This window comes from Ilumatobacter nonamiensis YM16-303, from assembly GCF_000350145.1.
GTDB lineage: Bacteria > Actinomycetota > Acidimicrobiia > Acidimicrobiales > Ilumatobacteraceae > Ilumatobacter_A > Ilumatobacter_A nonamiensis.
Map to the genome: position 1 here is coordinate 22622 of NZ_BAOL01000084.1, position 14130 is coordinate 36751.

13 protein-coding genes are annotated in these 14130 nt (G+C 66.2%); 3 read left to right on the forward strand and 10 right to left on the reverse strand.

Going from position 1 to position 14130, the window contains the following annotated elements:
• Positions 1–16 precede the first annotated feature (16 nt).
• Positions 17–2467 (reverse strand): polyribonucleotide nucleotidyltransferase, encoded by a 2451-nt coding sequence (locus ON45_RS09910; RefSeq protein ID WP_051062830.1) that lies wholly within the window; start codon positions 2465–2467, stop codon positions 17–19.
• Between the two features lie 250 nt (positions 2468–2717).
• The gene (rpsO, locus tag ON45_RS09915) at positions 2718–2975 is read right to left on the reverse strand and encodes a 30S ribosomal protein S15 (RefSeq protein ID WP_040493527.1); all 258 of its coding nucleotides are present in this window, start codon (positions 2973–2975) and stop codon (positions 2718–2720) included.
• 184 nt (positions 2976–3159) lie between these two features.
• Here rpsO and ON45_RS09920 point away from each other — a divergent pair, with 184 nt between their 5' ends.
• The 3 genes from ON45_RS09920 (at position 3160) to ON45_RS09930 (ending at position 6007) form a co-directional block, all read left to right on the forward strand.
• A complete protein-coding gene (locus ON45_RS09920; RefSeq protein WP_206537678.1) occupies positions 3160–3927 on the forward strand; it encodes an ABC transporter ATP-binding protein in 768 nt (255 codons plus the stop codon).
• The gene (locus ON45_RS09925; protein ID WP_040493529.1) at positions 3924–4691 is read left to right on the forward strand and encodes an ABC transporter permease; all 768 of its coding nucleotides are present in this window, start codon (positions 3924–3926) and stop codon (positions 4689–4691) included. The genes ON45_RS09920 and ON45_RS09925 overlap by 4 nt, the downstream gene beginning before the upstream one ends.
• Positions 4692–4846: 155 nt before the next feature.
• Positions 4847–6007 (forward strand): ABC transporter substrate-binding protein, encoded by a 1161-nt coding sequence (locus ON45_RS09930; protein ID WP_040493531.1) that lies wholly within the window; start codon positions 4847–4849, stop codon positions 6005–6007.
• Positions 6008–6036: 29 nt separating this feature from the next.
• Here ON45_RS09930 and ON45_RS09935 read toward each other — a convergent pair whose 3' ends face one another.
• From ON45_RS09935 to ON45_RS09970, 8 genes are all read right to left on the reverse strand, one after another.
• A complete protein-coding gene (locus tag ON45_RS09935; protein ID WP_051062831.1) occupies positions 6037–6990 on the reverse strand; it encodes a bifunctional riboflavin kinase/FAD synthetase in 954 nt (317 codons plus the stop codon).
• A 10-nt stretch (positions 6991–7000) separates the two neighbouring features.
• Positions 7001–7876: a tRNA pseudouridine(55) synthase TruB gene (gene truB / locus ON45_RS09940; protein ID WP_040493533.1), complete on the reverse strand. Its 876-nt coding sequence runs from the start codon at positions 7874–7876 to the stop codon at positions 7001–7003.
• Between the two features lie 10 nt (positions 7877–7886).
• Positions 7887–8270, reverse strand: coding sequence for a 30S ribosome-binding factor RbfA (rbfA, locus tag ON45_RS09945; RefSeq protein WP_040493534.1), 384 nt, complete (start codon positions 8268–8270; stop codon positions 7887–7889).
• A gap of 25 nt (positions 8271–8295) precedes the next feature.
• The gene (locus ON45_RS09950; RefSeq protein WP_040493535.1) at positions 8296–9273 is read right to left on the reverse strand and encodes an ABC transporter ATP-binding protein; all 978 of its coding nucleotides are present in this window, start codon (positions 9271–9273) and stop codon (positions 8296–8298) included.
• Positions 9273–10337, reverse strand: a complete 1065-nt coding sequence (locus tag ON45_RS09955; RefSeq protein ID WP_241432188.1) for an ABC transporter ATP-binding protein — start codon at positions 10335–10337, stop codon at positions 9273–9275. Before ON45_RS09955 ends, ON45_RS09950 begins: the two co-directional genes overlap by 1 nt.
• On the reverse strand, positions 10334–11209 hold the full coding sequence (locus tag ON45_RS09960) for an ABC transporter permease (RefSeq protein WP_051062832.1): 876 nt from the start codon (positions 11207–11209) through the stop codon (positions 10334–10336). The genes ON45_RS09955 and ON45_RS09960 overlap by 4 nt, the downstream gene beginning before the upstream one ends.
• Complete coding sequence (locus ON45_RS09965) at positions 11206–12378, reverse strand: ABC transporter permease (protein WP_040493536.1); 1173 nt, start codon at positions 12376–12378, stop codon at positions 11206–11208. The genes ON45_RS09960 and ON45_RS09965 overlap by 4 nt, the downstream gene beginning before the upstream one ends.
• Before the next feature lie 134 nt (positions 12379–12512).
• The coding region (locus ON45_RS09970; protein WP_040493538.1) for an ABC transporter substrate-binding protein at positions 12513–14130 on the reverse strand (1618 nt) is incomplete at its 5' end.

Here is a 14130-nt window from a genome sequence, read left to right on the forward strand (position 1 = left end):
CGGACATTTTCAGGGATCAGCGGTGACGGCGACGGCTTCCGCCGCGCTTGTTGCCACCGTCGCGGTCGGCACGGGGACGATCGCTCTTCGGGCCGAGATCGCCGAGTTCGTCGGCGAGCTCCGCGTCGAAGCTCTCCTCGAAGCTGACCTCGACGATGTCGGAGTCGTTCGAATCGGAGCCGTTCGAGCTCGTGTCGTTCCGGTCGTCACGATCACGACGGGGCGCACGCTCGCGCCGCGGAGCGTCGTCGGAACCGGAGTTGCCGCCGCTTTCCCCGTCGCCACCGAGCGGGCTGGTCGGCGTGAGGCTGACCTTGCCCTTGTCGTCGATCTCGTCGACCTTGACCTCGAGCTCCTGACCCAGTTCGAGCACGTCCTCGACGGCGCTGATCCGGCGTCCGCCACCCATCTTCGAGATGTGGACGAGACCGTCACGGCCCGGGAGGATGTTCACGAACGCACCGAACTTGGTGATGTTCACGACTCGGCCGTTGTAGACCTTGTCGAGCTCGGCCTTCGGCGGGTCGACGATGTTGAGGATCGCCGTCTTGGCCTCCTCCATCCGCCACGCCTCGACCGCACCGATGGTGACGATGCCGCGGGCTCCGTCGTCGTCGACGCCGATGTCGGCTCCGGTCTCCTGCTGGATCGTGTTGATGATCTTGCCCTTCGGGCCGATCACTTCGCCGACCTTGTCGAGCGGGATGTAGATCGTGGAGATCTTCGGCGCCGTCTCGGCGATCTCGGAGCGGGTCTCCGGGATCGCCTCGTTCATGACGTCGAGGATCGCCAGGCGGGCTTCACGAGCCTGCGCCAGCGCGTCGGACAGAACGTCGGCGGGGATGCCGTCGATCTTGGTGTCGAGCTGCAACGCGGTGATCGCGTCGATCGTGCCGGCGACCTTGAAGTCCATGTCGCCCATGGCGTCTTCCGCACCGAGGATGTCGGTGAGGGTGACGTACTTGCCGTCTTCGTGGATGAGGCCCATGGCGATGCCGGAGACGTGGCTCCGGACCGGCACACCGGCGTCCATCAGCGAAAGGCTGGACGAGCACACCGAGCCCATCGAGGTGGAGCCGTTGGAGGCCATCACCTCGGAGACGAGGCGCAACGTGTACGCGAAGTCTTCCTGGTTCGGGATGACGGGCAGCACCGCACGGGCGGCGAGCGCTCCGTGGCCGATCTCGCGACGCTTCGGCGAACCGACGCGGCCGGTCTCGCCGTTGGCCCACGGCGGCATGTTGTAGTGGTGCAGGTAGCGCTTCTCGTTGTTCGGCGAGAGCGAGTCGATCATCTGGTTCATCCGCGGCATCGCCAGCGTCAGAACGTTCATGACCTGGGTCTCGCCACGCTGGAACAGACCGGAACCGTGCGCGCTCGGGAGCACGCCGACTTCGGCGCTGATCTCACGCAGGTCGGCCGGGGCACGACCGTCGATGCGGATGCCGTCGTCGAGGACGCGGCGACGCATGACCTTCTTCATCAGGCTGCGCACGGCTTCCTTCACCATCTTCTGCTGGTGCGGGAACTCTCCGTCGTCACCACAGAAGTGGGCGACTGCGTCGGCTGTGACGGCGTCGACGGCTTCGTTGCGCTCGGCCTTCGCCGAGATCGTGACGGCCGGCTTCATCGCCTCGGTCGAGAACTTCTCGACGGCGTCGAAGATCTCGGGGGTGTAGTCGAGGACCGGGGTCCAGGACATCTCCTCGATCGGGCCGTTGGTGGCGATGACGGACGCGAGCAGCTGACGCTGCAGCGCGATCGACTCCTTGATCCACACCTTGCAGGCCTGGAGGCCGTCACCGAGGACTTCCTCGGTGACCTTCTTGGCGCCGTCGTCGTAGTAGTAGAACGCGTTCTCGGATCCACCGGCTTCGACCATCATCACGGCGACGTCGCCGTCGTCGAGTTCACGGCCGGCCACGACCAGCTCGAAGGTGCCGTTCTCGGCCTCTTCGAAGGTGGGGTGCGGGATCCATTCGCCCTCTTGGCTGTACGCCATGCGCACGGCGCCGAGCGGGCCGTCGAAGGGGATGCCGGAGATGACCAGCGCAGCCGAGGCGGCGTTGATCGACAGGATGTCGTGCGGGTTGACCTGGTCGGCGCCGAGCACGGTCGTGACGACCTGGGTCTCGTTGCGGAAACCGTCGGGGAACGACGGGCGCAGCGGACGGTCGGTGAGGCGACACGTGAGGATCGCGTCCTCGGTCGGGCGACCTTCACGCCGGAAGAACGAGCCGGGGATCTTGCCGGCGGCGTACGCCCGCTCCTCGACATCGACGGTCAGCGGGAAGAAGTCCATGCCCTCGCGGACATGCTTTGCCGAGTTGGCGGTGGTGAGGACCTTCGTCCCGGCGATCGATGCCACGACGGCACCCATCGACTGGGGGGCGAGTTTGCCCGTTTCGAAGGTGAGTGTCTTGTCGGTCCCCGAGACGGGGCCGGACACGGAAATGGCTTCAGCCATGTTGATTCCTTTCAAACACGCAGCACCCTGCCGCGTGGCTTCTGAAGGAGAATCAGTGGCCGGTTCCCAGTTGGTCACCCCGAGATCTACAGCCAGACAAAGAGGACTCCGCACAGCATCTCGGAGTCAGCAACCGGCAACCAGCGCCTGGAACTCCGTGACCGGACGTTCCGGTCCAGGACAGTGTACCGGGCGCGAGACCTTCTCGTTGTGGAACGCGTGTCAACGGGGGGTCAGACCCCCGTCGAGATCAGCGGCGGAGGCCCTGGTCCTTGACGATCTTGCGGTAGCGCTCGACGTCGATCGAGCGGACGTAGTCGAGCATGCGACGGCGGCGGCCGACCAGCATCAGGAGGCCACGGCGGCTGTGGTGGTCCTTCTTGTGCATCTTGAGGTGCTCGGTCAGGTGCGTGATGCGCTCGGTGAGGAGTGCGATCTGAACCTCGGGCGACCCGGTGTCGGAGTCGTGAGTCTTGTGCTGATCGATGGTTGCGGCCTTGTTCGGCATCGTGGTGTCTCGCCTGTTCCTGGTTCGTGTGGATTCGGTCGCGGAACGGTCTTCTGCTCCGCATCACGCCTGCGCACCTGATCCCGGCGACCCGGAACCCAGCCCAAACGGACCAGGAGATGCTATCGGCCCCGAGCCGAAGTCGACACCGTCTCCGGATGGCACGAACGGTACGATCCCGACGGTGTCGGCCGAGGTGGAACTGCGCGGCGTCTCGAAGACGTTCGGTTCGGTCGAGGCACTGGCTCCGACGGATCTGTCCGTCCCCGCGGGCGAGATCCTCACGGTGCTCGGGCCCTCGGGATGTGGCAAGACCACGCTGCTCCGCCTGATCGCCGGGCTCGTCTCGGCGACGGCCGGCACGATCACCGTCGACGGTGTCGACCCGGCACGCGCCCGCGCCGAGAAGCGGATCGGGTTCGTGCCCCAGGCGCCCGCCCTGCTCCCCTGGCGCACCGTGCGCGCCAACGCCTCCCTCCTGCTCGACCTGAACCCGGGCCGCTCCCCCGCCACGCCGTCCCACTCGGTGGACGAACTGCTCGACTTCGTCGGTCTGGCGGACTTCGCCGACGCCCGCCCGCACGAGCTCTCCGGAGGAATGCAACAGCGGGTGGGCCTGGTGCGCGCCTTCGCTCTCGACGCTCCCCTCCTGCTCATGGACGAACCGTTCGCCGCGCTCGACGAGATCACCCGCACCGAGATGCGCCACCTGCTCACCCGACTCCGCGAACCGCACGGAGCGACCGTCGTCTTCGTCACGCACTCGATCAGCGAAGCCACGTACCTCTCCGACCGAGTCGCCGTGTTGTCGCCGCGTCCGGGTCGTGTCGCCTCGATCGAGGAGGTGACCCTCGGCCGTCCGCGTCGACCCGAGCTGGAGGATTCCCCCGAGTTCTTCGAGGTGACCACGCGCCTTCGCCGCGCGCTCGGGATCGGCGCGCACGCGGGATGAGAGTCGCCCGTTCGCTGATCGCACCGGTCACCGGCGTGATCGCGCTGCTCGTCGTGTGGGAGGCCGCCGTGCGGATCTTCGACATCCGCCGCTTCGTCCTCCTCGCACCCTCCGCGATCGTCACGGAGTTGTTCGACCAGCCCGGCGCCTACTGGAGCAACACGTTGGTCACCGCCCGGCACATGCTGATCGGGCTGACCGTGTCGTTGATGATCGCACTGGTCGTGGGGTCGGCGATGGCGGCCTCGCGATTCGTCGAAGAGGCCGCTCAACCGGTCCTCGTCGTGATCCTCGTGACGCCGTGGGTCGCCTACATGACCTCGATCGTGATCTGGCTCGATTTCGGCGAGCGCCCGATTCTGTTCCTCGTGGCGTTCACGACGTTCCCGGTGTTCGCGTTCGGAGTCGTCGGCGGGATGCGTTCGGCCGACCCGGCGGCACGCGAACTCCTTGCCAGCGTGGACGCCTCACGGTGGGAGGTCTTGTGGCGCCTCCGACTCCCCTCGGCGCTCCCGGCGCTGTTCACCACCGGGCGTTTCGCCATCGCGCTCGCCCTCGCCGCCGCGTATTTCGCCGAGGGATCGGCACTCGAGCCTCGTGGCCTGGGTGTGATCGGCCGCCGTGCGACGACCGATCAGACCGGCGGTGCCGAGGTGCTCTGGACGACGATCTTCTGCACCGCCGCGCTGGGAATCGTCGGTCTCGCAATCGTGTCGATCGGTGAGCGACTGCTCCTGCGGTGGCACGCGTCGCAACGGACCTGAACCCGCGGTCGGACGAGTTGTCAGTATGACGGACAGATCACGGTTCCGTGTCGGTGCCCGCGCGAGGACGGGTGGCGTCGCCCCGGTCCCCTAGTCTCCACGGACCGAATGGGCGCTCACCCCGACTCGCGCCCCGTCACATGCCACGTTCACCCATGCGTTCCCGTCTTGCTCCCACCGCGCTCGTCGCGCTCATCGCGCTCGCCTCGTGCGGAGGCGACGACGACACACCATCCACGTCCGCCACCGCGCCGGGCACCGACGAGGCGACGACCGTCCTCGACGAGCCCGACATGGCGTTCGAGTCCGGCGACGAGTTCCCCGCCGAACGGTGCACGGCCAACGAGGAGGCAGGCACGATCACCTACCTCACCGGGTTCGACTTCGCGGCGGCCTCGTCGATCATCGAAGTCGTGACGGCCGACGCCGCCGGCTACTACGACGACCTCTGCCTCGACGTCGAGATCCGCCCGGGCTTCTCCGCGGCCAACTATCCGCAGGTCGCGTCCGACACGGCGCAGTTCGCGTCCGGTGGATCGTTCAGCGAGATCGTCGCCTTCGCCGCCGCGAACGACGCGAACTTCGTGGCCGTGACGGTCGACGGGCGCAGCGCGATCGACACCCTGATCGTCAAGCCCGGTACCGCCACCGAATTTCCCGAACTCGCCGGATCGACCATCGGCGTGAAGGGCAAGCTCCCGCCCGCGATCGACGTCATGTTGCGCAGCGACGACCTGATCGAGGGCGAGCAGTACGACACGGTGCTGCTCGACGGGTTCGACCCCCGCGCCCACATGGACATCCCGGCGATCGACGCACTGACCGGCTGGAAGAGCAACGAGGTCGGCACCCTGGAGCGAGCCGGCGTCGGGTTTCACCAGTTCGATCCCCTCGACTACGGCGTCCCCGGCTCGTTCGGGGTGATCTTCACGTCGGCCGAGTTCGTCGCCGCCCATCCGAGCGCGGCGCAGGACTTCGTGCGTGCAACGCTGAAGGGGCTCGATGACGCGGTGAACGATCCGGAAGCAGCGGCGCTCGGTGCGGTCGACGTCCTCAACGCGAACGGCAACCCGAACTTCCTCGAGCCCGAGGGAGAGATCTTCCGGTGGGAGACCGAGGCGGAGCTGATCCTCGACGGAACGCCCGAGGGGATGGGCCTGGCGTGGCCCGACCTGGAAACTCTGCAGGCCGAGGTCGACGCGTACAGCGCGGTCGGACTGTTCGGCGACGAGGACGCTCCCGACGCCGGCCGGTACGTGTCGGAACTCGCCGCGGGCGTCTACGGCGACGATGCCATCGTGGTCTGGCCGGGCTGAGCACACCGGCCGGCGGCGAATGACCGACGTCAGTCGACGTCGTCGACGAGCAACGTGCGCGCACTCTCGATGTCGGTCCGCAGCTGCTCGATGAGAGCATCGATCCCGTCGAACTTGCGCTCGGAGCGCAGGAAGTCGACGAACCGCACGCGGGCGGTCTCGCCGTAGAGATCGCCGTCGAAGTCGAGCAGATGGGCTTCGAGCAGTGATGTCTCGGCGTGTTCGTAGAACGTGGGACGACGCCCGAGGTTGATCGCGCACTCGCGCACCTCGCCGTTGGGGCGTTCGTACCAGCCGGCATAGACACCGTCGGCGGGCAGGCAGATCCGACTCGACACCTCGACGTTGGCGGTCGGGAATCCGAGCAATCGACCTCGTTGGTCACCCTTCTGCACCTGACCGCGGACCTCGAACGGATGACCGAGCATCTCGTTGGCGAGCGCGACGTCTCCCCCGGCGAGAGCGCGCCGGATGGCAGTGGAGCTGACCGGCTCGTCGATGCCGTCACGGCGCCCGACGAGGTGCAGCGGCTCGACGTCGAAGCCCTCCTCGAGCCCGATCTTGCGGAGCAGGTCGACGTTGCCCTCTCGGTCGCGTCCGAAGTGGAAATCGTCGCCGACCACGATCGCGCTGGTCGCGAGGCACTGGACGAGGACCCGGTGGACGAACGATTCGGGCGACTCGGCCGCCTGCGCTTCGTCGAACGGGACGATCACGAGTGCGTCGAGACCGGTCGCCTCGAGCAGCTCCACCTTGCGGTCGGGTCCCGTCAGGAGTTTCGGTGCCGACTCGGGCCGGACGACGGTCGCCGGATGCTTGTCGAACGTGACCAGCGCTGAGCGACAGCCGCGCGCTGCGGCGAGCTGCTTCACCTGGTCGATGACCGCCAGGTGTCCACGGTGGACGCCGTCGTACGCGCCGATCGTGACGACCGCTCGTTGGTCCGGAAACGCCCGTGTGGTCTGGTCGGTGATGATCCGCACGGGGGTCAGCTTACGTCTGTGGAACGACGACCATCGGCTTCGCGTCGTGTGCCCCGTGCGGTTCGTACACGGCGAGCAGCGACTCGTCGGGTCCGAACACTGCCCACGGCGGTGCACCGTCCCACGCCGGGAGCACCCGTCCGTTCATCACCAGCCCGCCGACCTGCTCCGTCACATCGACCCGATCGAGCGTCCGGACCGCTTCGGCGACCGGCAGCAGTTCGCACTCGTCCGGAGAGCCGGCCTCACCCAACGTGAAGCGTCCCACGGCGGTGCGGCGAAGGTTCCGCAGGTGCGCTCCTCCACCCAACAGGTGGCCGAGATCGGCGGCGAGGGTGCGGATGTACGTGCCCGAACTGCACTCGACCGCTGCGAGCAGGACGTTCGGCTCTTCGGTCGGCATCAACGTGAAGGAGTGGATCGTGACGGGCCGGGGCGGTCGCTCGACCTCGATTCCCTCCCGGGCGAGTTCGTGCAGCCGTTTGCCGTCGATCTTGATCGCCGACACCATCGGCGGGATCTGTTCGATGTCCCCGACCAGGTGCGCATCGACCATCGCCTGAGCGGCGGCCACCGGCACCTCATCCATGTCGTGCGTCGCCGTGACCTCGCCGTCGGCATCGAGCGAGTCGGTCTCGACCCCGAAGACGATCTCGCCGACATAGGCCTTCGACGTCTTCTCGACGAATCGCAACAGCTTGGTCGCCTTCCCGACCGCGACCACGAGCACCCCGGTCGCACTCGGATCGAGCGTGCCGCCGTGACCGACCTGTCGCTCGTCGAACCGCTTGCGCAGCATCGCCACGACGTCGTGGCTCGTCACTCCGGCCGGTTTGTCGACCACGGCGATGCCGTGAGTCGTGGCCGGCCGCTTGCGGCGTCCCATCGCGGGCGATCTACGCGCGACGTTCGCGGTCGGCGCGCAGGATCTCGTCGATCCGCTCCGACGAGCGAATCGCCATGTCGGGCTTGAACTCGAGAATCGGCGTCTTCTTCGCCTTGATCTGTCGGGCGATCGACGACTGCAGCCGGATCCGATATTCGCCGAGTGCTTCGATGATCTCCTCGTCGCCGTCTTCGCCGGCGAGCGAATCGAAGAAGACGATCGCCCGGTTCAGTTCCGGGTCGACGTCGATGCCCGTGACGGTCACGAACGCGAGCCGTTCGTCGTCGAAACGGACCAGGTCCTCGGCGATGATCTCGCGCAGCGTCTCACCCACCCGCGCCGAGCGCGGGTACTTGGGACCACCACTGTTGCGACCGGAGTTGCGTCGTGCCATACGTCGACGCTATCGGCCGAGCAAATCAGGAGGTGACGGGATGGTGGCAAGCGACGAAGTGACCGAGCGCCACCTCGCGCAGCTGTGGCTCGTCGGTCCGACACTCGTCGGTCGCCGCGGGACAACGGGTGTTGAACCGGCATCCACTCGGCGGGTCGATCGCGGACGGCAATTCCCCTTCCAGTACCTGCTCGTCGACGTTCACGTCGGCACCGGGGATCGCCGCCATCAGCGCGCGGGTGTAATGGTGCGTCGGGCGGTCGAAGAGGTCGTCGGCGCCTGCCACTTCGCAGGTCTTGCCCATGTACATGACCATCACGCGGTCCGAGATGTTCTTCACGACCGACAGATCGTGGCTGATGAACATCAGGCTGACGCCGTACCGCGCCTTCATGTCCTCGAGCAGGTTGAGGATCTGCGCCTGCACGGAGACGTCGAGCGCCGAGACCGGCTCGTCGCAGATGATCACCTTCGGGTCGAGGACCAGTGCGCGGGCGATCGAGATGCGCTGGCACTGGCCACCGGAGAACTGGTGCGGTTTACGCTCGCCGTACCGCGGATCGATGCCGACCGATTCCATCAGCAGGTCGATCGTGTCGAGCGACCAACTGTCGTTCTCGCCCCACACCTTGAGCCCTTCGCCGATGATCTCGCGGACGGTCCGACGCGGGTTCAGCGAACTGATCGGGTCCTGGAAGATCATCTGCAGCTGTGGTCGCACCTTGCGCAGGCGATCACCCGACAACGTCGTGATGTCATCTCCGTGGAAGTGGACCGAACCCGAGGTCGGTTTCGGGAGCTGGATCGTGGCACGCGCGGTGGTGGACTTGCCGCACCCCGACTCCCCCACGATCCCGAGCGTCTCCCCCTCGACGAGGTCGAAGCTGATTCCCGACACGGCGTGCACGGTGCCGCCCGAGATCGGGAACTCGACGACCATGTTCTCGACGCGCACCAACACGTCATCGCTCTCACGCAGGTGCGCGGTTCCGGTACCGGCCATCAGACAAGTTCTCCCACTTCGTTCATCGGAAGACCGGTCGCGGTCTCACCGTCCTGCAGGTTGGCAGCCAGTGCCGCCTCGCCCTCGGGCGTCCCGACCGGATGGAAGCACGCCCACCGGTGTCCCTCGGGCCCGTCCGGGCCGTCGAGCGGTGGCGCTTCCTCCAGGCAGTCGTAGCGCGCATGCCGACAGCGGGCGGCGAAGGCGCACCCCTTGGGTGGGTCGAGCAGGTTCGGCGGACGGCCCGGAATCGGCTTGAGCCGACTGTGGCTCGGCATCGCCGGATTCGGGATCGAGTCGAGCAGCGCCTGCGTGTAGGGGTGGCGCATGTCGGAGAACAGCGCTTCGGTCGCCCCGACCTCCATCATCCGCCCGGCGTACATCACCCCGATCCGGTCGGCCCGGCCACGTGCGACGCCGAGGTCGTGCGTGATCAGGATCATCGACATCTTCCGATCGACACGGAGTTCGTCGAGCAGGTCCAGGATCGATTTCTGCACGGTCACGTCGAGTGCCGTGGTCGGCTCGTCGGCGATCAGCAGACGCGGCTCACAGGCGAGCGCCATGGCGATGACGACGCGCTGGCGCATGCCACCGGAGAGCTCGTGCGGATACTGACGCAGCCGCTTCTCGGGCGACGGGATGTGCACCTGCTTGAGGAGCCAGATCGCGCGGTCTTTGGCCTCCGACTTGCTCATGTCGAGGTGGTAGCGCATCGCCTCGGTGAGTTGTGCGTCGATCCGCTTCACCGGGTTCAACGACGTCATCGGGTCCTGGAAGACCATCGCCACTTCCACGCCGAAGAAGTGTTTCCGTTCGGACCGGGTGAGTTCGTCGATGTTGCGTCCACCGACCTCGATCGAGCCGGAGCGGCTCCCGTTCCCGGCCAGGAGGTCGATCAGGGTGCGGGCGAACACCGACTTGCCGGAGCCGGACTCACCGACGATGGCGAAGGTCTCGCCTTCGGAGAGCTCGAGCGACACGCCGTCGACCGCGCGCAGGTTGCCGGACGGCGTCGAGAAGTCGACGACGAGGTCGTTGACACGGAGCATGGTCTCGGTCACAGGCTTGCCTCCTTGATGTCGTACCGCTTCAGCAGACGGTCGCCGACGAAGTTCAGACTCAGAACGGTGAGGAACAACACGATCGCCGGGGCGAAGACGACGTGCGGCGCGTCGTTGAACTTCGGCCGCCCTCCCGCGATGATCGAACCCCAGGTGATCGAGGGTGATTCGACACTGAGGCCGAGGAACGAGAGCGAACTCTCGGCGACCAGGACGATGCCGGTGGTGAGGAACGCGAACGAGATCATCGTCGGCATCACGTTCGGCAGGACCTCCTGGAACAGGATCTTGGTCCGTTTCACACCGAGTACCTCGGCGGCCTTCACGAAGTCGCGATCGGCCACCTGGAGCGTGCTGCCTCGCACGATGCGCGCGAGCGCAGGGATCGCGAGGAGGCTGACCGCGAAGATCACGTTGGCGAGGCTGCGCCCGCGGACGGTGACGATGAAGATCACCAGTAGCAGCGCCGGGATCGACAGGGTGGTGTTGATGATCAGCCGCATCGCCGAGTCGAACCATCCCTTGAAGTAGCCGCCGACCAGCCCCATCGCACCGCCGACGAAGATGCCGATGAAGGTCACGGTGGTGGCCACGAAGATCGAGATCCGGCCGCCGATGACCACCTGGTCGAAGATCGACTGACCGAACGAATCGTTGCCGAAGATGTTCGGCCACCCCGGAGGCGCGTTGACCATCGAGGCGTCGCGAACGTCGGGGTCACCCACCAACGGATTGAGTTCGCCGAGGACGACGAAGACGACGACGATGACGAGCCACGCGGCCGACATCCGGAAGACCCAGTCCGTCGCCTTGGTGTCGGCGAAGTCGGTTTTGCCACTGGTTTCGGCGAGATCGACTGCGATGTTGGTCATGTGCCGGTGCTCGCTTTCACTCGGGGATCGACCGATGTGTACAGCAGGTCGATGATCAGGTTGGTCAAGATGAACAGGGCCGCAACGAGTGCGACGATCGTCTGGACAGCGAAGAACTCTTGGCGGTAGACCGCCTCGATCAGGTAGCCGCCCATGCCGTCGAAGTCGAAGATGAACTCGACCACGACCGCGCCGTTGACCAACTGGGCGATGTTCAGTCCGAGCACCGTCATGAGGGTCAACGTCGACGGCCGCAGCACGTGGCGCATGAGGATGTGGGTGTTCGACATTCCCTTGGCCTTGGCGACCGAGACGTAGTCCTGCTGCAGGTTCTGCAAGATGTCGGCGCGGAGCAGGCGCAGGTAGACCGGGGTCGCGGCGAGACCGAGCACCACGGCGGGCAGCCAGATGGACTTGAAGTGCTCGAGGACGCCGTCACTCCACGGCGCATACCCGGTCAGCTGGTACCAGTCACGCTCGACCGAGAACGCATAGCGGAGCGACTCGCCGATGACGAACACGGGGATCGACAACAGCACGAAGGCGAAGAAGTTCACGGTCGTGTCGCCCGACGGCCCCGCTCTCATGAAGTTGAAGATCAGCAACGGAATGACGAAGGCCACCGCGACGAGCGCGGAGACTCTCCATCCTGCGACGAACTGTCCGAACACGAACAGCGTTCCGACGATCGGATAGATCAGCCACGACGGGATGTTCCGGCGCTTCTTGCCCGCCTGGTACGCCGCCCAGATCCCGAGCGGCACCGCGATGAGCAGTGCGAGCAACTGGCTGTAGAGAAAGAGGAAGGCGGTGCGCGGCATCCGCTGCTCGATCGTGTCGATCAGCGGTTCCTTGTTCTTGTAGAACGCGTATCCGAAGTCACCGGACAGCGTGTCCTTGCTCCATCCGACGTACTGGACGACCACGTTGTCGTCGAGCCCCTGCTCGTCGACACATTCGGCAACTGCCTCCTCCGAGGCCGCGGTCCCGAGCGCGATCTCACACGGTTCGCCCGGCACCTGTCGGAGCAGCAAGGAGGTCCCGAAGGTCACCAGGATCAGCACGATGATCGCACCGCCGAAACGCTGCGCGGCGAACTTCCAGCCGGCGGTCTTGATGACCCACGCGATCAGTGCGACGAGTACGACCAGAAAGATGATGAGAACCATGTGAAGCCCTCCGAAGGCTCAACGTCGATGAATCGAGGTTCGGTGCAAGATCCGAATCGGACGATGGGGCCCGGGCCTCGATGCCCCGGGCCCCATCGTGATGTCCGATTCGTTCGTTCAGACCGGCGGACCGGTCAGCTCTCGATCCAGGCCTCGTCCACCGTCGCCCGACCGGCGAGCGACTGCTGGTTGGGGTTGCCGGATTCCAAGGTGAGCTGCTGGAGCCCGTGGACACCCGCGCGGTACGGAATCGCCCACTCGGTGGTCTCGAGCCAGATGTTGAACACGTTGTCGGCGAACAGCGTGTTGATCTCCTGAGCGATCGTGTCGAGCTCGTCCTGGTCGGTGGTCGTCCACGACTCGAACAACAGCTCGTCCATCTCGGGGCTGACGAGGCGTCCGAAGTTCAGCGCCAGGCCTTCGGCGTGACGGCTGTGCCACCACACCAACTCGAGGCCCGGATGACCCTGGCCGTGGTTCCGCCATGCGAAGACCTCGAAGTCACCGGTGAGTGCCTTCGTGATGAGTTCTGCCTGCTCGAACTGGTCGATCGAGACGTCGAGACCACAGTTGCTCGACCACTGGTCGGCGAACAGTTCCGCCGTCAGCAGGTTCGCAGGAGAGTTCGTGGTCCCGTACTGGATCGGCAGACGACCGATCTCGTCGAGGATCGCGTTGCCGGCATCGGGGTCGAACTCGGGGAAGCCCGGATCCTCGATGTAGCCCGCCGATCCCTCGGCGAACGGACCGTTGGCGATCATGTTGCCCGGGGCACGGAACGTCAGGTACTCGTTCCGGTCGGTGCAGAGCGCCACAGCTTCACGGAACTGCGGGTTGTCGAACGGCGGTTTCGAGTTGTTGAGCATGAGGTATCCGACCTCGCGGGCGGCGGCCTCCTCGACCACTCCGTTGCCCTGCTCGACCCATTCGACGTCCCAGAACTCCTGGTTCTCACCGAAGCTGTCCTGGTTGACGTCGGCGTCGCCCGCTTCCATCGTGGCCCGCCGGGCGGAGGGGTCTGGGTTGGGACGGAAGTCCACACCATCGAGATACGGCAGTTTCTCGCCGTCGGCACCGTCACGCCAGTACCCGTCGTAGGCACGGACCTCGGTGACCTCGCCGCGCACCTGGTTGACCATCTCGAACGGCCCGGTGGCGACCATCAGGTCACCGGCGCGGGACTCGCTGTCCCAGAAGCTCGGAGCGATCAACCAACCGGTCCGCCCGGCCAGGTTGTTGCCGAACGTCGCGAACGGCTTGTCGAAGGTGACCGTGACCGACTGATCCTCGTTGAGCACGATGCTGTCCGCAGCGTCACCGGGGTTGGCCGGGTTCTGCGGCGCACCGTTGACCAGGTCGAAGAAGACCTGACCCTGGAGCAGGCCGTTCGCCATCTCGAGCAGGTTCTTGTGCAACGCCGCACCATCGGCCGGCGTTCCGTCGTGGAACGTGACCCCGTCACGCATGACCAGGTTGAACTCGGTGAAGTCGTCGTTCGGGGTGAACTCGGAGAGCAGGAACGGCTCGACCTCGCCGTCCGCGGTGACGGTGGTCAGCGTGTCGGCGACGGAGTTCATGACGGTGATGCAGGCCACAGCGCAGTTCGCACCGGGGATGTCCCACGTGTCGGACTCCGCCTCGAGCAGGTACGTGAGCGTTCCGCCGCGTTGGGGCTCCATGCCCTCGTCCATCGCGTCGTCGCCGGACTCCTCCTCCATGGCTTCGGTGTCGGCGGTCTCCTCGTCACCGGAG